The sequence below is a fragment of the Duncaniella sp. genome, from assembly GCF_029054785.1.
Taxonomy (GTDB): domain Bacteria; phylum Bacteroidota; class Bacteroidia; order Bacteroidales; family Muribaculaceae; genus Duncaniella.
On record NZ_JAIDEN010000033.1, the window covers coordinates 1 to 22,100 of the forward strand.

17 protein-coding genes are annotated in these 22,100 nt (G+C 53.2%); 3 read left to right on the top strand and 14 right to left on the bottom strand.

Annotated features, from left to right (window positions below):
• Window positions 1–76 precede the first annotated feature (76 nt).
• From K2H17_RS02210 to K2H17_RS02230, 5 genes are read right to left on the bottom strand one after another with little or no spacing between them, the layout of a single operon-like run.
• The gene (locus K2H17_RS02210; protein WP_300130939.1) at window positions 77–1,156 is read right to left on the bottom strand and encodes an LptF/LptG family permease; all 1,080 of its coding nucleotides are present in this window, start codon (window positions 1,154–1,156) and stop codon (window positions 77–79) included.
• A 38-nt stretch (window positions 1,157–1,194) separates the two neighbouring features.
• Entirely contained in the window at window positions 1,195–2,325 is a 1,131-nt protein-coding gene (tgt, locus tag K2H17_RS02215; RefSeq protein WP_300130895.1) for a tRNA guanosine(34) transglycosylase Tgt, read from the bottom strand.
• Between the two features lie 41 nt (window positions 2,326–2,366).
• Entirely contained in the window at window positions 2,367–2,927 is a 561-nt protein-coding gene (locus tag K2H17_RS02220) for an FKBP-type peptidyl-prolyl cis-trans isomerase (RefSeq protein ID WP_300130898.1), read from the bottom strand.
• Window positions 2,928–2,936: 9 nt separating this feature from the next.
• Window positions 2,937–3,521, bottom strand: coding sequence for a LemA family protein (locus K2H17_RS02225; protein ID WP_300130901.1), 585 nt, complete (start codon window positions 3,519–3,521; stop codon window positions 2,937–2,939).
• A 44-nt stretch (window positions 3,522–3,565) separates the two neighbouring features.
• A complete protein-coding gene (locus tag K2H17_RS02230) occupies window positions 3,566–5,110 on the bottom strand; it encodes a glycine--tRNA ligase (RefSeq protein ID WP_300130904.1) in 1,545 nt (514 codons plus the stop codon).
• Between the two features lie 253 nt (window positions 5,111–5,363).
• Here K2H17_RS02230 and K2H17_RS02235 point away from each other — a divergent pair, with 253 nt between their 5' ends.
• Window positions 5,364–6,239 carry a zinc ABC transporter substrate-binding protein gene (locus tag K2H17_RS02235; protein WP_300130906.1) on the top strand — a complete coding sequence of 292 codons (876 nt, stop codon included), beginning with the start codon at window positions 5,364–5,366 and terminating at the stop codon, window positions 6,237–6,239.
• Between the two features lie 51 nt (window positions 6,240–6,290).
• A complete protein-coding gene (locus K2H17_RS02240; RefSeq protein ID WP_300130910.1) occupies window positions 6,291–6,995 on the top strand; it encodes an ATP-binding cassette domain-containing protein in 705 nt (234 codons plus the stop codon).
• Here K2H17_RS02240 and K2H17_RS02245 read toward each other — a convergent pair.
• From K2H17_RS02245 to dnaG, 9 genes are all read right to left on the bottom strand, one after another.
• Window positions 6,965–8,194 (bottom strand): bifunctional 3,4-dihydroxy-2-butanone-4-phosphate synthase/GTP cyclohydrolase II, encoded by a 1,230-nt coding sequence (locus K2H17_RS02245; protein WP_300130913.1) that lies wholly within the window; start codon window positions 8,192–8,194, stop codon window positions 6,965–6,967. The genes K2H17_RS02240 and K2H17_RS02245 overlap by 31 nt on opposite strands.
• A 95-nt stretch (window positions 8,195–8,289) precedes the next feature.
• On the bottom strand, window positions 8,290–10,203 hold the full coding sequence (locus tag K2H17_RS02250; protein ID WP_300130915.1) for an LptF/LptG family permease: 1,914 nt from the start codon (window positions 10,201–10,203) through the stop codon (window positions 8,290–8,292).
• Window positions 10,204–10,341: 138 nt separating this feature from the next.
• Window positions 10,342–10,836: an OmpH family outer membrane protein gene (locus K2H17_RS02255; RefSeq protein ID WP_300130917.1), complete on the bottom strand. Its 495-nt coding sequence runs from the start codon at window positions 10,834–10,836 to the stop codon at window positions 10,342–10,344.
• A 122-nt stretch (window positions 10,837–10,958) separates the two neighbouring features.
• A complete protein-coding gene (locus K2H17_RS02260) occupies window positions 10,959–11,474 on the bottom strand; it encodes an OmpH family outer membrane protein (protein ID WP_300130920.1) in 516 nt (171 codons plus the stop codon).
• A 113-nt stretch (window positions 11,475–11,587) separates the two neighbouring features.
• Complete coding sequence (locus K2H17_RS02265; protein WP_300130922.1) at window positions 11,588–14,203, bottom strand: POTRA domain-containing protein; 2,616 nt, start codon at window positions 14,201–14,203, stop codon at window positions 11,588–11,590.
• Window positions 14,204–14,247: 44 nt separating this feature from the next.
• Window positions 14,248–14,985 (bottom strand): isoprenyl transferase, encoded by a 738-nt coding sequence (locus K2H17_RS02270; protein WP_300130925.1) that lies wholly within the window; start codon window positions 14,983–14,985, stop codon window positions 14,248–14,250.
• Between the two features lie 82 nt (window positions 14,986–15,067).
• The gene (locus K2H17_RS02275) at window positions 15,068–15,766 is read right to left on the bottom strand and encodes a DUF6089 family protein (RefSeq protein WP_300130928.1); all 699 of its coding nucleotides are present in this window, start codon (window positions 15,764–15,766) and stop codon (window positions 15,068–15,070) included.
• Window positions 15,767–15,780: 14 nt separating this feature from the next.
• Window positions 15,781–17,316 (bottom strand): DUF6242 domain-containing protein, encoded by a 1,536-nt coding sequence (locus K2H17_RS02280; RefSeq protein ID WP_300130930.1) that lies wholly within the window; start codon window positions 17,314–17,316, stop codon window positions 15,781–15,783.
• A 734-nt stretch (window positions 17,317–18,050) separates the two neighbouring features.
• Window positions 18,051–20,252, bottom strand: a complete 2,202-nt coding sequence (dnaG, locus tag K2H17_RS02285; RefSeq protein WP_300130933.1) for a DNA primase — start codon at window positions 20,250–20,252, stop codon at window positions 18,051–18,053.
• A gap of 102 nt (window positions 20,253–20,354) precedes the next feature.
• On the opposite strand from dnaG, the gene thrS reads away from it, so the two are divergent.
• On the top strand, window positions 20,355–22,100 hold a 1,746-nt coding region (gene thrS / locus K2H17_RS02290; protein ID WP_300130937.1), incomplete at its 3' end, for a threonine--tRNA ligase.

The following is a 22,100-nucleotide window of genomic DNA, read 5'->3' on the forward strand; positions in this document are numbered from 1 at the left end:
TGAACTGCACCCCAAAAGTTAGACGAGTTATTTACTATCCGATTTGAGAAAGAGTTCGGTATTTTTACCAATACTTTTACTGATGCGACACCTTATAATATAAGACTAAGGCAATGATGGTGTAGAGGATGTTTGGAATCCACATCGCAACCATCGGCGAGGTATAACCCGACACGGCAAAGGTCGAGGTGACGGTCATGAAGAGGATGTAGCTGAAACTCAGGACGAGTCCGATGCCGATATTCACACCCATGCCCCCCTTGATCTTGCGCGAAGAGAGCGACATACCGATCACGGTCAGGATAAAGGCCGCGGCGGTCATGGCGTAGCGTTTGTGGTTCTCGATCTCGAACGACTTGATGTTGGCCACACCTCTTTCCCGCTGACGCGAGATGTATTCGCGCAAGGCCGGGGAGGTCATTGTCTCGTGGTCGTTCTTTGAGATCAGGAAGTCGCGCGGCTCGATGGGGATGATGGTGTCGAGGCGAGATCCGCGGCGGATGGTCTCACGCTGACCGTCGAAATCGCGGATCATGTAGTCACGGACAGTCCAGTTGTGGAGCGTGTCCCACTTGATTGTCTGGGCTGTCAGACGCGACACCAGCTTCTTGTCCTCGAAGGATTCGAGCGAAAACTTGTAGCCCGTCTTCTGCGAATTGTTGTAGGACTGCATGTATGCGATCTCTCCTTTTGCAACCTGAAGCTGGATATTAGAGCCGAAATCCACGCGTTTGTTCTTGACGTAGGTATTCGTATAGTCTATTCGCTTGACATTGGCCGGAGGGATGATATATGCGCTCAGTATGTAAGTGGCCGCAGCGATCACCGTCGCACTTACCAGATAGGGGCGCAGCAGTCTCCGATAGCTCATGCCGGTCGAGAGCATGGCGATGATCTCTGAGTTGTCGGCGAGCTTCGAGGTGAAGAATATGACCGCGATAAACGTGAAAAGCGGGCTGAACTGATTGGCGAAATAAGGCAGGAAGTTCAGAAAATAGTCAAACACCGTGGCCTTGAGGGGTGCTTTCAGAAAGGCATCCAGTTTCTCGTTAATGTCAAACATCACCGTAATCGCCAGAATCAGGGCAATGGCGAACACGTATGTTCCAAGAAATTTGCGGATTATATACCAGTCAAGTATTTTCAAGACTTCAATGACTTAGAGGTTGTTTAATCACTGCTCACTCATCCGGTTCAAAGCCTGCGGGTCACACACTCCAGCATCTCTCGTTTCCAGACACTGAAATCGCCGGCGATGATGTGGCATCGGGCTTCCTCGACCAGCCACAGATAGAAGGCAAGGTTATGGATCGACGCGATCTGCATCGCCAGGATCTCATCGGCGATGAAGAGATGGCGCACATAGGCTTTGGTATAAGCTGTGTCGACATAACTCGGACCGTCTTCCTGCAAGGGCGAAAAGTCATCGGCCCACTTGCGGTTGCGCATGTTCATGATGCCGTGGCGCGTAAACAGCATGCCGTTACGGCCATTGCGTGTCGGCATGACGCAATCCATCATATCGACACCGCGGTCGATGGCCTCAAGGATATTGGCCGGGGTTCCGACTCCCATCAGGTAGCGCGGGCGGTCAGCGGGAAGAATCTCATTGACCACCTCTATCATCTCATACATGACTTCAGCCGGTTCGCCGACAGCCAGACCGCCAATGGCATTGCCGTCGGCGCCAAGATCGGAAACAAACTTGGCCGATTCGCGGCGCAGGTCAGGATAGGTCACACCCTGCACAATCGGGAAATAGGCCTGGCTGTAACCATACTTGCCCTCCGTCTCCTTGTAGCGCTTCCAGCCTCGCGCCAACCAGCGGTGGGTGAGGTCGAGCGACTTGCGGGCATAGGACCTCTCGGCGGTTCCGGGAGGACACTCGTCAAGGGCCATCATTATGTCGGCACCGATCGAGCGCTCGATGTCCACAACCTTTTCCGGCGTGAACAGATGCTTCGAGCCGTCGATGTGCGAGCGGAACCAGGCGCCTTCCTCGGTCAGCTTTCGGTTGGCCGACAGAGAGAAGACCTGAAAGCCGCCGCTGTCCGTAAGGATCGGGCGGTCCCAGCCGTTGAATTTATGCAGGCCGCCGGCCTTTTCGAGAATTTCGATGCCGGGACGCAGGTAGAGGTGATAGGTGTTTCCAAGAATGATCTGGGCTTTGACATCCTCGCGCAGTTCACGCTGGTGGACAGCCTTGACGCTGCCGACTGTCCCCACGGGCATGAAAATCGGGGTGCGGATCTGACCGTGGTCAGTGGTGATCAGACCTGCGCGCGCGGCAGTCCCAGGAGCAGTAGCTTCTAACTTGAAATCCATTGTCTGTTCGGATTTTTTTGATCTGTTCAGAATCGCACAGGTCAGGGACGTACCTCAAAGAAAGGTATGTCGACCAGCTTCATATCGAACACAAGAGTCGAATACGGAGGGATCACTCCCGACCCAGACGAACCATAGGCAAGGTTGTAAGGGATTATGACGCGGGCGCTGTCGCCGACACGCATGTCAAGCAGAGCGATTGTCCATCCCTGGATCACACTTGAGGGCTGGGTGCGGAAAATGCTGTCTCCGTATGGCGCTTTCTGAAGATAGGACGAGTCAAAAGGCACGTCGTTGTAGAGACGGCCTATGTATTTCACATCGACAGTCGAGGTGAGCAGCGGTGACAGATTGCCGACAGTTTTGCTGCGGTCATTGAGATAAGTGATCAGAATGTTTGCCGAAGTGTTCCATGCCGGAGTCAACGAGTGGTAGACATTGTTACCGTCAGGCCCCATCAGGAAGCGCTGCTCGTCATAGAAAGCGACGTTTGTCTCACGCCACTCCTTGTAGTCGTCCCAGGTGTTGTTATCATCGTTGCAGGCTACAAAAAGCGCACACGAACACACTGCAAACAATATGGTTTGGAAAAGTTTTCGCATAGTGTCTGTTTAGAATTTTACCTCCGGTGCGCGCTGGGCGGCATCATCGGCTTTGAACTGAGGCTGCGGCTCGAATCCGAACCATCCGGCATAGATATTTGTGGGAAACTTCTTTATGGAAGTGTTATAGTCGGCTACGACCTGGGTGTAGCGGCCGCGTGCGGTGGCAATGCGGTTTTCCGTACCCTCAAGCTGCACCTGCAAATCGCGGAAATTCTCGTTGGCCTTGAGGTCAGGATAGGCCTCGCTGACAGCGAGAAGCGATTTCAGGGCGCCGGTGAGCTGATTCTGAGCCTCCTGGAACTTGGCGAGTGTCTCCTCGTTGAGTTCCTCGGCATTGATGTTGACCGATGTGGCGGCCGCACGTGCCTGGGTCACCTTCTCAAGGGTCTCGCTTTCGTGAGTGGCATAGCCCTTGACAGTGGCGACGAGGTTGGGGATCAGATCCGAACGACGCTGATATTGGTTCTGGACCTCGGCCCATGACTGCTCCACCTGCTGGTTCTTCTCCACAAGCGAGTTGTAGTTGCAAGAGGTGAACAAGGGGAGCATCATGACCGCGAGGATCAGATGTCTAAAAATTTTCATTTTCATAATCTCAATGGGGAAAGAGTTGGTGTTTAATGAGGGCTCTACGCTCAGGCCAGCTTGCGGAGAAGAGCGTTGAGCGATACCTGCGAGTGGATGATTGAATGGAGATCTTCGATTTTCACACGCCTCTGCTCCATAGAGTCGCGCTCGCGGAGAGTGACAGTGTTGTCTTCGAGGGTTTGGTGATCGACGGTGATGCAGAAAGGTGTGCCGATGGCATCCTGACGGCGGTAACGCTTGCCGATCGAGTCTTTTTCCTCATAGTGGGTTGAGAAGTCAAACTTCAGTTCGTTGACGATCTCACGCGCCTTGTCGGGCAGACCGTCCTTGCGCACGAGAGGCATGACTGCACACTTGACAGGTGCGAGAGGTGCGGGGAGGTGGAGCACTACGCGCTTGTCGCCGCCTTCGAGTTCCTGTTCCTCATAAGCCGAGCAGAGCACACTCAGGAACATGCGGTCAACACCGATCGAAGTCTCGATGACGTAAGGAGTATAGCTTTCATTGAGTTCCGGATCGAAGTACTGGATCTTCTTGCCGGAGAACTTCTCATGCTGCGAGAGGTCGAAGTTTGTGCGTGAATGGATTCCCTCCACTTCCTTGAAACCGAAAGGCATCTGGAACTCGATGTCGGTAGCGGCATTGGCATAGTGGGCCAGTTTTTCGTGGTCGTGGTAGCGGTATTTCTCATCGCCGAGGCCGAGAGCCTTGTGCCAGCGCAGACGGAATTCCTTCCAGGTCTTGAACCATTCCATTTCAGATCCGGGGCGAACGAAGAACTGCATTTCCATCTGCTCGAACTCTCTCATGCGGAAAATGAACTGACGGGCCACGATCTCGTTACGGAAAGCCTTGCCGATCTGAGCGATACCGAAGGGGATGCGCATACGGCCTGTCTTCTGCACGTTGAGATAGTTGACAAAGATGCCCTGGGCGGTTTCGGGACGGAGATAGACAGTCATCGCGCCGTCGGCGGTAGAACCCATCTCGGTCTTGAACATGAGGTTGAACTGACGGACTTCTGTCCAGTTCTTGGTGCCGGAAATCGGGCAGACGATCTCTTCGTCAATGATGATGGCGCGGAGTTCGTCAAGGTCACCGTCGTTCATAGCCTTGGCAAAACGTTCGTGGAGAGCGTCGCGCTTGGCCTGATGCTCAAGCACACGGGCGTTGGTCTGACGGAACATAGCCTCGTCGAAAGTCTCGCCGAAGCGCTTTGCGGCCTTTGCCACTTCCTTCTCGATCTTGTCCTCGATCTTGGCGATCTGCTCCTCGATCAGAACATCGGCGCGGTAACGCTTTTTGGAATCGCGGTTGTCAATCAGGGGATCATTGAAGGCATCCACGTGACCTGAAGCTTTCCAGATGGTCGGGTGCATGAAAATAGCGGAATCAATGCCCACGATATTTTCATGGAGCAGTGTCATCGAATCCCACCAGTAGCGCTTGATGTTGTTTTTGAGTTCAACGCCATTCTGGCCATAGTCATAAACGGCTGAAAGGCCGTCATAGATTTCGCTTGACTGAAACACGAAGCCATATTCCTTGGCATGGCTTACTATTTTTTTGAAAACTTCGTCTTGTGTTGCCATTTTTTATTCTATTGTTTTAGAAGTTGCAAAGATACAAAAAAAATCGGACTCCGTCCTGCCGACAAGCCATTTTCGTCTGAAAATGAGTGTCTGATGACCCATCACTCAAGCCGGTCCTCCCCGTCAGGGCAGCAAAATGAAAAATTTCCTTAACAAATCTTCACCAACTGCTAAAAAATGCTTATATTTGCAAAAATATAATATCCGCACAACAAAATTCAGCTGCGCGTTTTTAATATAAAAGCTGTTTTTCATGAAATCCACAATCAACATATCCATAATAACATTAGCGGTGGGCGGGCTGATATGGCTTTTGAGCGCATGCTCGGCTGCACCGGCGGAGACACCGATAGTCACTGTCAGCATCGAGCCTCAGAAATATCTGCTCGAACAGATCACAGGCGACAAGGTCGACATCAGGACCCTGATCGCCAACGGCGCCAATCCGGAAAACTACGATCCATCGCTGACCCACATCATGAATCTCCGCAAGTCGATCGGATTCCTGAGAATGGGAAATATCGGCTTCGAAATGGCCTTGCTCGACAAGATACGCCAGGAAGACCCCGAACTTCCGATATTCAACACATCGGAAGGCATAGTCCCTGTGACCGGAACCCATAGTCACGGAGATATGAAACATGAGGAAATCGACCCACACACATGGACATCAGTCAAGAATGCCAAAATAATCATCCGAAACATGCTTGAGGCGATGGTTAAAATAGACTCTTCCAACGAGGACTATTACAGACGCAACTATGAGAAGTTCGCCCTGCGGCTCGACTCTCTTGACCGCGCGTTTGAAAGCCGCCTTGCCCCCCATGCCGGCGAGCATTTCATGGTATGGCACCCCTCGCTCAGCTACTTTGCCCGCGACTACGGACTGGAACAGATCTCAGCCGGAAATGCCGAGAACAAAGAAAGCTCCCTGTCGAAGCTGAAAGAGACAATCGACCATGCCGACACCCATTCTGCAAGCATTTTCTTCTATCAGAAAGACCTCGACAGCCGCCAGGCCGAGGTGATGGGCGAGCAGCTCGGACTGCGCCGGGTGAGCATCAACCCGCTTTCCTATGACTGGGAAAAGGAAATGTGTGCCATCACCGATGCAATCACAGCCGAATAGCGAGGACCGTAAGGAATACCCTCTGTCTCAGCAGCCATAATTCCACACTCCATGAACAACTCTGAAAAAGAAATCATCATATCGCTCCGCGACATCTCCAAAAAGTGGGATGACAAGGTGGCGCTCGACAACATCAACTTCGATGTGCGCCGCGGAGACTTCATTGCGATCACAGGCCCCAACGGCGGAGGCAAGACGACACTGCTGCGCATCATCCTGCGCCTGCTGAAGCCCACCTCCGGAAGCGTAACATATTATCGCGACGGCGCTGCCGTCAATGACCTTTCGATCGGCTATCTTCCACAGAAAAACATGATCGACTCTCGTTTTCCGATAAGCGTGGAGGAGGTGATCGCCTCCGGTCTCATCGCGGAGTCAGCGGGAAAAGAGGAGACCAGGCGCAGAGTGGAGGAGGTCACGCGTCTAATGGGCCTTGAAAACCACTCGTCACAGAGCATCGGCAATCTGTCAGGCGGACAGCTGCAACGCGCCCTGCTCGGACGGGCCATCATTGCCCGTCCGCGGGTTCTGGTGCTTGACGAGCCTCTGAGCTATGTCGACAAGCGGTTCGAACATTATATCTATGATCTGGTGGCCGAGCTTTCACAGACCACTACCCTGCTGCTTGTCTCACACGAGATGTCGACAATCGCAGGCATGGCCAACCGTCACCTGATAATAGACCATCAGCTGACGGAGTGCCATTCAAGCCACCATCATGTCCATTACGACTGCGAGGACGGGCCGTCCATGTGAAGCGCATGGCCCATGCGCTGCTGCTTTGTCAGCATGTAGCGCAGATTGTAGGTGTTCGGAGCAATCTCGATTCCCACATTCTCTACCACTTCAAGGCCATAGCCTTCCAGACCGATACGCTTGACAGGATTATTGGTTATAAGGCGCATTTTCTCAATGCCGAGTTTACGCAGGATCTGTGCGCCTACGCCATAGTCGCGCTCGTCAGCCTTGTGACCGAGGTGGAGATTGGCGTCAACCGTGTCGAGGCCTTCTTCCTGAAGCTTGTAGGCTTTGATTTTTTCCATCAGGCCGATACCGCGGCCCTCCTGGTTGAGATAGACAATGGCGCCGCGGCCTTCTTTTTCAATCAGCTGCATGGCACGGTGAAGCTGCTCGCCGCAGTCACAGCGCATCGAGCCGAAAATGTCGCCGGTAGCGCATGAAGAGTGCACCCTGACAAGCACCGGATCAGAGCCGCCGACATCGCCTTTGATCAGAGCGATGTGCTCCAGTCCGTTGCTCTTCTGACGGAAAGGAATGAGGCGGAAATGACCGTAGGCCGTAGGCATGTCAACTTCAACACCTTCCTCCACCAATGACTCCTTTTGCAGACGGTAAGCGATCAGGTCGCGGATCGAGACCAGTTTCAGTCCCCACTCATCGGCCTTGACACGCAACTGCGGCAGGCGCGCCATTGTTCCGTCCTCATTGAGGATCTCGATCAGCGAGGCCGCAGGCTGAAGTCCGGCCAGACGCGCGAGGTCGATGGCCGCTTCCGTGTGGCCCGAACGGCGGAGCACTCCGGCATCCTGGGCATAGAGAGGATGGACGTGGCCGGGACGACCGAACATGTCGGGTGTCGAAGCCGGATCGGCAAGCGCACGGATCGTCGCCGCACGGTCATGGGCCGAAACGCCGGTTGTGCATCCCGGAAGCAAGTCGACCGTAACAGTAAAGGGAGTACCAAGCATAGAGGTGTTGTCATCGACCTGACGGTTGAGTCCAAGCTCACGGCAACGCGACAGAGACAGCGGCGCACAGAGTTCGCCACGGGCGTTGGTGATCATGAAGTTGACATGATCAGCCGTCACCTTCTCGGCTGCAATTATCAGATCGCCTTCGTTCTCGCGATCTTCATCATCGACAACTACCACGAATTTGCCTTCACGGAAATCGGCAATCGCGTCTTCTATACGGTCTAACTTTATATTATCCATAATTTTATACAGGTAATTTATACGTAACTTTTGAAAAGGTGATCGCATGAGTGAAGGTGTGGAGAGAGAGACACAGACAGACAACACCCCCGCTTTTATGAATTGCTTATGAGTTTTATAAGTTCATTTGTCACTTTGGTGACAGTCGCAAGCTCAACCCGCAGATCGGACTGGGTCTTGCGTCCGTACAACCACACCGGCACACCTACCGGGAAGAAGGCAATCATCAGACGTGACAGCCACAGCCTGCGCGAAGGCTGCTGGAACCAGAGACTGCGGAGAATCGGAAGATCCATGAGTTTGAGTACCACGAGTTTCTCGCGAGAGTTAGAGAGATATTCGACCGTAGCCTCGATGTTGTCACGCAGACGATGAAGCTCGTCACGGTCATAGCCGCGAAGCCAGTAGTCGGCATAAGTCTGCTTCTCCGGATTACGCGAAAGATATTCGGCGACTTCGATTTTCAAAGCCTCAAGGCGCTGGACAGCCGCAAGCGGCTCCACTTCGGTCATCACAAGGTCTTTCATCTCGACGTGGCGCACCTCGCTGACGCCGAAGAACTTGCGGAAGAAGTTGAGATAGGCGTCCTTGTTGAACACAGCCGAGTCATTGACAGCCTTGTAAGTGAAGAATATACCAAGCGGCAGAAGGACGGCGGCACTGAGCCACATGCCTTCCCAGACTTCCCATTTTCCGTCACGGGCGAATTTATAGCCCATGTTGTCAATAATATAATAGAAAATGAAGAGGAAGACCGAGATGACCAAGGGAGTTCCGAGACCACCCTTGCGGATGATGGCACCGAGCGGCGCACCGATAAAGAAGAAGATTACACAGGCGAAGGAGAGGGTGAATTTCTTCTGAAGTTCTATGGCGTGGCGACGGATGAGTTTCTGCTCGTCAGCCATAGCATGGCTCTTGTATTTATATTCTTCCTGAATGCGTTCGGCCTTGGAGAGAGCCTGTGAGAGATAGTTGACACGCACGCCTGATGAAGATCCGCGGAAAACGGAGTCGACATCCACCGGGCGCGACAGAACCACATCCGGCTGCCGGACTTTAACCTGATTTCCCTCCTCGTCAGTGCGGATGCTGTAACGGCGAAGTCCCATGTAGGGATATTCGCGCAGTGCCGATCCGTAGATATCGCCGATCGAGTCCACACGATGGCCCATCGAGTCGATCGAAGCCTGGAGTTCGGCCATATTTTTGCCGACATACTGGCTTCTCATACCCTGCTCGTCCATTCGGTTGAAGTTTGCGTCGAACTTCAGCATTATATCTTTCTGGCTGAAGGATTCGCGGCGATAAGGGACATTGCGCATGTTCGAGGCCCCGGCATCTTTGATATTCTCAAACGATTCGCCGTTCCAGAGCCTCAGGAAAAGATGAGTCTTGTCAGGAGTTATTGACATTTTGCCGGAGTCGGCCAGGATGATGGATGAGTTCTCGAATCCTTTGGAGACGTCATAGATCATCATCTCGTAAAGGACACCCGTCTCACGGTTCTTCTCCTGCACAAAAAGATTATAACCCGGAATCTGGTCATAGAAAACGCCCTCCGGGATTTCGAGTTCGGGCGACTTCTGCCTCATTGAGTAAAGCAGAGTCCACATTTTTGTCTGCGCGACCGGAAGGACATCGTTCTGAAAGAAAAACGCGCCTGTCGCGATCATGACCATCAGGACAATGAGCGGGGCCATCGTCCGCAGGAGCGATATGCCCGACGCCTTCATGGCCGTCAGCTCGAACTGCTCGCCAAGGTTGCCGAACGTCATCAGCGACGCGAGCAATATGGCCAGCGGCAGCGCCATCGGGATCATTGTCAGCGCCGCATAGAAGAAAAGTTCGGCAATGACATCGACTCCGAGACCCTTGCCGACAAGGTCGTCTATATAGCGCCACAGGAACTGCATCAGCACTATGAAGAGACAGATGCAGAACGTCATCATGAACAGAGGCACGAAGCTCTGAAGGATGAAGATGTCCATGCGCTTGATTCGTAACATAGCAAGATGATGATTGATGTGTGGAGTTAACAGAGGGTGTCAATGGTGACGCCCGCCATGCGCCCTGCGTTTAGACTGCGTGAGGGAACATGGCGGACGACTGTATGGTTTATCCGAAAGATTGTGTCAGCACCGGGCTTATTTTATGCCGAGACGGGCTTTTACAAGAGGAGTGACATCGGTCACATCAGCGCCTGTGTAGAGCGACATGCCGTTCTCGAAGATGAATGTATAGTTGCCTTCGGCACCTACGCTCTGGATTGCCTTCATGACATTTTCCTGAATAGGAGCCATGAGCTGCTGCTGCTGACGGCGGAGGTCCTGATCAGCTGTTTCGCGGAATTTCTGGATCTTGGCGTCGAGTTCCTGCATTTCCTGCATGCGGCGCTCCTTGATTGTCTGGGGAGTGCTTTCGTCGAGGCCCTGGAATTCCTGATATTTCTTGTTGAATTCTTCCTGAAGTTTCGAAAATTCGTCCTGATACTTGTTGGAAGCAGCGGTCATCTGTTCCTGTACGGTCTTCATTTCGGGGAGTGATTCCATGAGATCAGCAGTGTTGACAATGCCGAATTTCTGTGCGAAAACGCTCATGGGAAGCGCAATCATGATTGCGAGCAAAAGTTTTTTGATCATCGTTTATTAGTGCGTTGAATTTATATTTTACAAGTTTGTTTACGTCAGACAGTCCCGGTTTTAACGGATTTAGTTAAATTTAACCATATACAGCATACCGAAACGGTGCAAAGATAGGGATTTTATTTGGAATAACCTAACTTTTCAAGAACCTCGTTGGAGACGTCGATACGCGGCGAGGCAAAGATTATATCCGCTGACGAGGCGCGGTCGAAGATGCACTGGTAGCCGCGCTCTTCGGAGACCTTCTTGACGGCATTGTAGACATCGTCCTGGATCGGCTTCATCAGCGACTGGCGCTTCTTGTAGAGTTCGCCGTCGGGGCCGAAATACTTCTGACGCAGTTCAGCGGCCTGTTTTTCCTTGCCGACGATGGCTTCTTCCCTTTTCTTCTTCTGGTCATCGGTCAGAAAGACCATTTCGTTCTGATAGTTCTTGTAGAGCGCCTCGGCTTCTTTGGCCACAGCCTCGACTTCTTTCTGCCAGCGCTGCGAGATCTGGTTGAGTTGCTCGTTGGCCATTTCATAGGCGGGAACATTCGAGAGGATGTAGTCCATGTCGACCAGGGCGAACTTCTGTGCGGAAGCCCCTGCGAAACATGCTGCGATCAGAGCCAATGTCAGAAATATTTTTTTCATAAGCAAATGTTCTGTTTAGTGTTAGAGGGTTCATATATTATATATGACACTCCAGCGGTTGAAAAGTTTAATCAGGCGCCCGGACCACTGAAAAGTCCGACCGCCTGAGTATGTTAGAATTCCTGTCCGAGGATGAAGTGGAAGTGGGAGCCGCCTTTGGTTCCGTAGACTTTGTCGAAACCGTAGGCCCAGTCAATACCCATCATACCGATCATAGGAAGATAGATGCGGACACCGGCACCGGCACTGCGCTTGAGTTCAAAGGGCGAGAAGTTCTTGACCGAAGTCCAGGCGTTACCGCCTTCGATGAAGGTCAGACCGTAGATGGTGGTTGTCGGCTGCAACATGAAGGGGAAGTGGAGCTCCATGCCGAAGCGGGTGTAGGCATAGCCGCCGCCGAGCTGATATGGGGTGAGCTGACCGTTGTCGTAACCGCGGAGGGCGATGGTCTCCTGTGCGTAGGTGTAGGATCCCGACATGCCGTCACCGCCGACATAGAATGTCTCGAACGGAGATTTGAGATACTTGTTGTAGCTTCCGAGCAGGCCGACATCGGCTCTGGTCATGAGCACGAGAGTATATTTGCTGTCGTAGTCGTTGAGCGGAGTGTAGGTGCGGGCCTTGAAACGGAGTTTCCAGTATTCGATCCAGCGATACAGTTCCTTCTTTGCGGCTGTCGTGTTCTCCTCGGAGAGTTTCTTCCAGTCTTTGTTGCCGAAGAGCGAGACGGGAGGAGTCATCTGGAGATTGAGCGAGAAGTTGGAGCCTGAACGGGTGTAGAGGGGGTTGTCAATCGAGTTGCGGGCCAGGGTCAGACCGATGGTGAGAGCGTTTGACGTACCGTTCTGCATGTAGTAGAGATATTCCCAGTTCTTGAGGTAATACCAGCTGTATCCCAGTTCCGCCTGGAAGGTGAAGTAGTCGTCAGGCCAGTTGAGACGCTTGCCGAATCCGACTGAAACGCCGATCATCTGGAGGAACTTGTTGGGGTCATAGGCATTTTCATAGGAATAGTTGTTGTCATAGCCGTAACCGGTGTTGTACAGACCGCTGTAACTGTAAAGATAGTTGTTCATGTAGTTGCGGTTGTAATATGAGGAGTTGACACCTGTCTGGCGGCTGTACCATGCGGAGACAGAGAGCGAGTTGGGGCGCTTGCCTCCGAACCAGGGATCGAGGAAGGAGATGCTGTAAGCCTGATAGTAGCGGGCATTGGTCTGGGCGGAGATTGTCAGCTGCTGACCGTCGCCCTGCGGAACAAGACCTTTATAGCTGTTGGGGTAGAAGAGGTTCTTGATAGAGAAGTTGGTGAACTTGATAGCTACCTTTCCGATGATACCGGTCTGTCCCCAGCCCATCGAGAATTCAAACTGGTCGTTTGACTTGGACTCAAGATTGAAGAGGATGTCCACTGTGCCGTTCTCCTGGTTCGGCTCAGGACGGATGTCCATGTTTTCAGGGTTGAAGTGGCCTGTCTGGGCGATTTCACGGGCCGAACGCATGAGGTCGCTCTTGCTGAAAAGCTCGCCGGGCTTCACGCGGAGTTCTCGGCGGATCACCTTTTCATAGAGACGGTCGTTACCGTTGATGATCACGTTGTTGATTCGCGCCTGCGGACCTTCGACGATGCGCATTTCAAGGTCGATGGAGTCACCGCGTACATTTTTCTCGATCGGAACGATGTCGAAGAAGAGGTAGCCGTTGTCCATGTAGGCGTTGGCGATGGCGTCGTCATCCTCGGTGGTGCGCTTCTTGAGCAACTTCTGGTTGTAGACGTCACCCTTCTCGATGCCCAGGAGGGCGGCGAGGTTTTCGGTAGGATAGATGGTATTGCCGACCCAGGTGACATCATTGACGAAATACTGCTTGCCTTCGTCGACGTTGATATAGACATCGACGGTCTTTTCGTCATAGGGCACAACGGAATCGGAGAGGATCACCGCGTCGCGGTAGCCTTTCTCGTTATATTTCTGGATGATGCGGTTGAGGTCATCCTCATAGTCTGTCTCCACGAATTTCTTCTGGCGGAAAAGGTTGAGCAGGTTGCCCTTCTCGTTGGTCTTCTTCATCACGCGCTGGAGCTGGCGGTCAGTGAGGACGTTGTTGCCGTCGATATAGATCTTGTGGACTTTGACTTTGTCGTTCTTGTTGATGTTGATGTCGACAATGACTTCATTCGGATGCGAGAGGTCATCCGTCAGGTTGATCTTCACAGCCGCGTTGCCGAAGCCTTTGTTGGAATAGTATTTCTTGATGATGCTTTCGGCTCGGTTGACGATGTTTTGGGTGATCTGGTTGCCTTTCATCAGCTGAAGAGCTTCTTCAAGATCCTGCTTTTCGCCCTTCTTCACACCATGATAGTTGATTTCGGAGATTCGGGGCTGCTGACGCAGGTTGAGCGTAAGATAAGCCTTGTTTCCGACCACCTTGTCAACCGCGATCTGAACCTTTGAGAAAAGGCCCTGGCGCCAAAGGCGTTTTGACGCGTCGGTGATTTCCGCGCTCGGTATGGTGATCATGTCTCCGACCTTAAGTCCGGTGTAGCCGATGACGATATAATCTTCATAGTTGTCGGCTCCCTTGACCTGAATGTCAGCGATCTCATAGGTCTTGGGCAGACCGGTGAAAAGAATGTCAGGATTATAGACCGTATCTGTGGGTGTCTGAGCGCAGACATTGGCAGTCAGAGCTGAAAGGAAGAGCAGGAATGTGATGAATCTAAAACGCATGATGTAAAAAACAACGTCTGTGATATGGGTGGAGGGAAGTTTCTTTATTTGATTTGCTCGGAAGTAAGGCCGAAACGCCGTTCACGGCCTCCGAAGTCCGAGAGCGCCCGGATGAAGTCCTCGCGGGAGAAATCGGGCCAGAATGTGTCGGTGACATATATTTCCGAGTAGGCGATCTGCCAGAGCAGGAAGTTGCTGATGCGGTGGTCGCCTCCGGTGCGGATGAGCAGGTCCGGATCGGGCATACCGGCGGTTGAGAGATAGGCCGAGAAGGCCTGGTCGGATGCCATGTCGTCAGCAGCGGCTTTTCCGGCTGCCACATCGGCGGCAAAACGGCGGCAGGCTTCGAGGATCTCCCATCGGGCCGAATAGCTGATGGCGAGAGTGAGCACAAGGCCTGTGCAGTGTGAGGTGTCGGCGATGCACTGCATCAGACGCTCATAGGCCTCGCGCGGCATACGCGATGTGTCGCCGATCATGTTAAGGCGCACATTGTTCTTTATGAGGTCAGGTGTCTCACGCTCGATCGCGATGACGATCAGGTGCATCAGAGCGTCGACCTCTGCCTGAGGCCGGTTCCAGTTTTCGGTGGAGAATGTATAGAGAGTAAGATAGCCTATGCCGAGTCCCGATGCAACTTCGGTGATGCGTCTCACCGTGTTGACTCCCTCGACATGCCCTTCGCTGCGGTCAAGCCCTCGCGCTTTGGCCCAGCGTCCGTTTCCGTCCATGATGACGGCCACATGGCGAGGCAGGCTTCTTTTGTCTATTTCTTCTGTCATATTTTATATTGTAGGGGCCTGCGCTTTTCAGGCAGGACCTGATTGATTTATCTTTATTATTTCAAAAACTTCGGCGGTCAGTTCAGTCGATCCGGTGGCAGGTCACACAGCGCTCGCCGAATTCATAGCTGATCGAGAGCATCAGAGTCGAATACCAGTCGGTGTTCTTCAGAAACGAGCTTTTGATCTGATAGAGATCTTTCAGCTCACGGCTGTCGGCGTTGTCGCCTAATACCTTTGTCATTGTGAACTCCATTCCGAGGTTGACTCGCGGACGGAGTTTGAATTTGACACCGAAACCCATCGGGAGCGTCATGGCCACGAAACTGTCACCGCCGCTGCGCGACATGGCCACTCCAAGTCCGAGCGAGAGATATGGGGAGACGCGGCTCAACTGCTTGTAGGATTCTCCGATCCCGTAGTTGAAGAAGTTGAACTCGGCGCGTGCTCCAAGATCATAGATCCACGATTTGAATTCATAGACCTTTCCTTCGGGCAACACATTCTCCATATCGGCGGTCGATCCGCTCAGCAAGGCGGCGGTCAGCAGTCCTCTCAAGGCCCAGCGGCTGTTGATGAGATAGCGGAACGAGGCATTCATTCCTACTCCTGGACGGGCAAACAGGTTGCTTTCGTTCGCGTCACCGAGATAGCCCGACATACCAAGTCCGGCACCGATGTCAAATTTATATTTCTCGACGCTCGCTTGCGTCTGAGCGGAAAGCCTGCCCGAAAAGGCCAGGCTTATGAACATTAGGGTGACTATGAGGAGAGACCGCATATCCGCCACATTAATTAATATAAGGGGCGGAAAGAGAAGCGGCGGATCACACCGCGCCAAAGGCTGTCATAGAGCTGACCGCCGGCGTCCTCACCTCCGAAGAGATAGACATAGGGACACTCCCACTCTGTCACCGGAGTTGCCACACGGCTGACTGCAAATGGCACAGGAGAGGCAAAGGCCGGCAGACGGGTGCCTCCCGCAGACTGCCATCCGGAAGCGGGAGTCGCGGTCCCGACACTCATCTTATCGTTGACAACCACAACCTGAGCGGATGCGAATGCAGGCATATATTCCGGAAGCTGAAGATAGCTTTCGGCCTCGTTCCAGGTTATACCCTGGTCATAGGATACATAGACTGTCTTTGACACAACCTCACCCTCGGTGGATTCATAGCGGCCGCCCATGGCGATCAGCGCCGAGCGTTCGGTCACACGCCAGGTCGAGGTGTTGACTCTCGGAGTAAAGTAGGGGAAAAGGGCCACGTCTTCACGTTCGTCAATGTCGCGGTTGCTGAGTTTCGCCCATGAGTTTCCGTCATAGCCCCAAACCGCACCGGTGATCATGCCGGAGGCATCGCGGCCGCCGACAAAGAGGGCGAGAGGCTGCGAGCTCCATTTTGTCTCATAGGTGATCATCTGGCTTGTTCCACGGACCGGACAGGCCGCAGGGACAGCGGCTTCGGTAGTAGCGGGATAAGTCACGTGCTTCCAGCCGTCAGCGTCGTTGCGGGCGCCAAGGATGCGGTCTTTATAGCCGCCGTAGATGTAAGTCATGCGCTCGCCTGTCGAATTCCAGGTGACAGCATCAGCCGAAGAGAACAGATTGCCGCTCGCGTCAAGAATATACATGGCATCTTCACTGGCGGTGAACGATGCGATGTCGGCACTTGCAGGAAGTGTGACATCCGTTGTGGTCCAGCGGTCGCTATAATACGGATTGTCACTAACGGCGATGCAGGCCGATGAGCCGGCAACAGTCAGGCAATAGATTTTTCCATCAAACTCAATTGTCTTCTGCGAGTCCGGAGTCTGAATCTTTGACGGAAGCCCGGTCTTTGCACCTTCAGCCCAGAAAAGGGTATCGGTCTCAACCTTATGGACATTGACATCAATCGAGTATTCGCGCTTGCTCTGCCCGTTATAGGAAGTCACCATCATTTTAATCGGGCCGTTGGAGAAGTTGATACTGTCAGTGGGGCTGTCGATATAGTTGATCGTGGTGTCACGCGAGGTTCCGAGCTTGCGGAAAGTCAGTTCGCAGGCGCTTGCTGAAGAGGTGCCTATGTTGATCACCAGTTTGCTGACGTCAGTACCCTTCGGCAGAGAATCGGCGTTGAAGATACGGCCATTGACGAGGTCGATCGAAAAGAACACCGAGTCAAGTCCTGTCAGAACCTTGTCATTCTTATTAATACTGAACGAGGTGACGGAGCAGTTGCCGAAATCGCCTTCGGACACAAAGGTGCTGCCTTCATCGTCATTACATCCGGCCACAAAAGCTGTCAGCACCAAAGCCAGCAGGGAGTATAGTGGAAATCTCTTATTCATAAAATGTGAATATCCGGCGTCCAAAAAAGACGCACATTATTAGCATTTTGCCGTAAAAACCGGACTTTTTTCATCCTGACACTTTTACAAGTTGCAAAGTTAACAACATTTTCGTTAACCAACGACCGGAGAACGCAAAAAAAACATAACAAATCTGCCAGTCAGCATTTTTTGCATCAAAACGCGCTCTGAGAAGCCTCTGACCATACTTCACCCATACTTCGTCCATCTCACGCGCCAACATTCCAATCGAAAAAACTTGCTTTTTAACTTTTAATTTATTATTTTTGCATTATCGGAAATGCAGATTTCCACCACTGAGCAAATCGACCAATTTCTGTTTGATTTTACGCCAGACACAACTACAACCAAACCATGCAAACCTATTTGTTACTACTATATTAACTACTAAGTCTAAAAGAACGATTAAGAACTCACTTCTATTTTACAATCTGGAGCCATATCTTTAAAGAATCTCCGACTCCAGTGCTCACATTTGAATCTGGAATCCAGTTCAATATAAAATATATGTGTTACAAGATTGTAGATTAGACAAGGGGGAGAGGCCGTGAGGTTCATCCTCCTTATTTTTTTGCGATATTCTACGGCATTGGACTCCCCGCCCGACCTCCCCCCGAAGGATTCCGGCTTAGAAAGCATTCGAATTAATATCACCTTGTCCTTCAGGCATCTGCATCACGCAAGCCGCCCCTGAGAGACCGTTTAAAAATCTCTCATTTGCGCGGCACTATCACACGGTCGCCGATCAGCTTTGCCAGTTCGGAACGCGCTTGCTCGATCTCGCGCATCTCTTTCATCAGCTCGATGGCCCGCTCATAATCGCCGCCCGAAGCCGCAAGAAGATCGCGCGTATCCTGAAGACGCGTCCACAGGATCGCATCCTTAAGCTCATGGAGCGCCCGCGGCACAAGCTCGTCAAGAAGATCCTGTTCGGTATCCACTTTGGCATATTTGGTGTGGACCTTGCTCAGAATATGACGCTCGACGACAAGATCGGTGGCCATTTCACGGACTCCGTCGTCAGGCGACGAACACATCAGTCGCCCCAGATAGGTCGTTGCAAACTCATCAAGCCGACGGGCATAATCCGCATCGACCGTCTCCTGCAACGAACGCTCCATTGCAGAAATGCTGCCGACATCCGTGGCTTTCTTTCTGATCTCCTCGATTCCGGCCGCAAACTCGCTGCGGCGCGTCTCTTCGAGCTGCACCCTGCGATGCTCCAGATCCTCGTTCCATGTAGCCCGGCTCAGAGCCAGCGCCATCTCAAGGAAGTGGGCTATATCCCTGTTCTCGAAGCGGATATCATCAGCAGCAAGATCATCCACGATGTATTCCAGCACCGTCATCGGCTGGTTGTTGCCATCCTCATCAATCCCCTCGGCAAAAGCATAGTTGCCATATTTCACCACCAGACGGGCAATGGCAAGCTCATAGGTGCGGAGAAATCTGGCATGCGCTCCTGACTGCTGACCAGCCGGCTGCAAAGGCAAGGCAACTTCATCGGACACAACCTCAGGCGAGGCCTGACCAAAAGCGCCCGGCCCGTCGGGATAGTCTCCGAGAGCCCGCTGCCGCTCGCGGTCCTCACGCGACTTCAGACGATATTCATTGTAATATTTGCCGACCTCGCGTCTGAGGACATCCTCGCCCATAAACAACAGGCGCGAGCACTCCTGGACGTAGACGCTGCGGGTGATCTCATCTGGGATCAGAGCAATCGTCTTGACCACACGGGTGATCACCTGGGCGCGGCGTGCCGGATCATCGGCAGCCTCCCCCATCAGGATCTTCGCCATGAAGCTGATGAAGTCCGTCTCGTTGGCCTTGATATACTCCTCGACCTCGGTAGAGCTGTGGCTCTGCGCGAAAGAGTCCGGGTCCTCTCCTTCAGGGAGGAGAAGCACCTTTATGTCCATGCCGTCCTGGAGCAGAAGCTCAATACCGCGCAAGGAGGCCTTTATACCCGCCGCGTCACTGTCGTAGATCAGCGTAACGTTCGACGTGAAGCGCTTGATCAGTCTGACCTGCTCCACCGTCAGAGCCGTACCCGACGAGGCCACTACGTTGCAGACACCCGCCTGGTGCATGGAAATAACATCCATGTAACCCTCTACGAGGATACACTTCTGAGCCTTGGCAATGGCCTGCTTGGCCTGATAGAGTCCGTAAAGCTCACGCCGCTTCAGATAGATATCCGACTCCGGCGAGTTGACATATTTGGCAATTTTCTTCTCCTTGCTGAGTGTACGGCCACCGAAAGCGACCACCTTGCCCGAAAGCGAAAGAATCGGATAGATCACACGGCCACGGAAGCGGTCAAAGACACGCCCGTCGTCAGTGCGTGAACAGAGTCCGGTCGACAGCAGATATTTCTCGCTGTATCCGCGACCGACCGCTGTATTGAACAGCGCGTCACGCTCCTCAAGCGCATAGCCGAGATGGAAGCGCTCGACCATCGCCTCGCTGATGCCGCGATAGCGGAAATATGACAGACCGACATCGCGTCCCTCCTGGGTCTCGGAGATGTTCTTCTCGAAATAACGCATGGCGAAATCATTGATCGCCAGCATATTCTCCCTGTCAGTCTCGGCGCGCTGCTCCTCGTCGGTCATCTCGCGCTCCTCGATCTCGATATTGTACTTCTTGGCCAGATAGCGCAAAGCCTCCGTGAAGGACAGCTGCTCAAGCTTCATTATGAAACTGACCGGGCTGCCGCCCTCGCCGCAGCTGAAACATTTGCACATACCCTTGGCCTTCGAGACATAAAACGAAGGAGAACGGTCGTTATGAAAAGGACAAAGGCCTACGTAATTGGCACCCCGACGTTTAAGCGTGACGAAGTCGCTCACGACCTCCACTATATCGGCGGCGTCAAGTATTCGCTGAACGGTAGCATTGTCAATCTTTTTCATAGCGAGCACAAAATTAGTAAAATTGAGAAATATTTCCTACCTTTGCCAACTGAATTTACAGGAGTCGTCCGTATGGCTCCCTAACCATCCACATTAATTATAATGGCAAACATCAACATCACATTCCCCGACGGGAGCGTAAAGCAGTTTGAGAGCGGAGTCACCCCTCTGCAGATTGCCGAGTCACTCTCCCCTCAGCTTGCCCGCGACATTCTCGCGGCTTCTGTCAACGACAAGGAGTGGGACATCACCCGCCCTGTCACCGAAGACGCGTCGATCCGCCTCTTCAAATGGGATGATCCCGAAGGCAAACACGCTTTCTGGCACTCTTCAGCCCACCTTCTCGCCGAAACCCTCCAGGATTTGTTCCCCGGAGTGAAATTCGGCATCGGTCCGGCTATCGAAAACGGTTTCTACTACGACATTGATCCGGGTGAACACACCATAACGTCAGCCGACTTCCCCCGCATCGAAAAACGCATGCTCGAACTCGCGCAACAGAAAAACCCGATCGTCCGCGCCGACATCACCAAAGCCGACGCCCTCAAGCTCTTCGGCGACCGCGGCGAAGAATACAAGTGCGAGCTCATCAGCGAACTTGAAGACGGCCACATCACCACCTACACCCAGGGTTCTTTCACCGACCTCTGCCGCGGACCGCACATCGCGACCACAGCTCCCATCAAGGCCGTGAAAGTCACCTCGCTCGCCGGTGCCTACTGGCGTGGCGACGAAAAGCGCAACCAGCTTGTCAGAGTCTACGGCATCACCTTTCCCAAGAAGAAGATGCTCGACGAATATCTCGTGCTCCTCGAAGAAGCCAAGAAACGCGACCACCGCAAACTCGGCAAGGAGATGGAACTCTTTGCATTCTCCCAGAACGTAGGCGCCGGCCTGCCCCTCTGGCTCCCCAAAGGCACCGCCCTGCGCGACCGCCTCGAACAGTTCCTGCGCAAGATCCAGAAGCAATACGGCTACCAGCAGGTGATCACCCCCCACATCGGTAATAAAAACCTCTATGTCACCTCAGGCCACTATGCAAAATACGGCAAGGACTCTTTCCAGCCCATCCACACCCCGGAAGAAGGCGAAGAATACCTGCTCAAACCGATGAACTGCCCTCACCACTGCGAGATCTTCCGCGCCCTGCCCCGCAGCTACCGCGATCTGCCCCTGCGCCTGGCCGAGTTCGGAACCGTCTACCGCTACGAACAGAGCGGAGAGCTCCACGGTCTGACACGCGTCCGCGGCTTCACGCAGGACGACGCCCACATCTATTGCGCCCCCGACCAGATCAAAGGCGAGTTCCTGAAAGTGATGGACATCATTTTCTACATCTTCAAAGCCCTGAAGTTCGAGAACTTCGAAGCCCAGATCTCGCTCCGCGACCCCAACAACAAGGAAAAATACATCGGAACCGACGAAAACTGGCATCTCGCCGAGCAGGCCATCATCGACGCCTGTGAGGAAAAAGGCCTCAAAGCCCGCAAGGAATACGGCGAAGCCGCCTTCTACGGCCCGAAACTTGACTTCATGGTCAAGGACGCACTCGGACGCAAATGGCAGTTAGGCACAATTCAGGTCGACTACAACCTCCCCGAACGCTTCCAGCTCGAATACACCGGCTCTGACAACCAGAAACACCGCCCGGTGATGATCCACCGCGCACCTTTCGGCTCGATGGAACGCTTCGTGGCAGTGCTGCTCGAACACACCGCCGGCCGCTTCCCCCTCTGGCTCGCACCCGAACAGGCAGTCGTGCTCCCGATCTCCGAGAAGTTAAACGACTACGCCCGCAAGGGTGCCGACCAGCGCAACGCCCTCGACAGCCGAACCCAGGTTGACGAC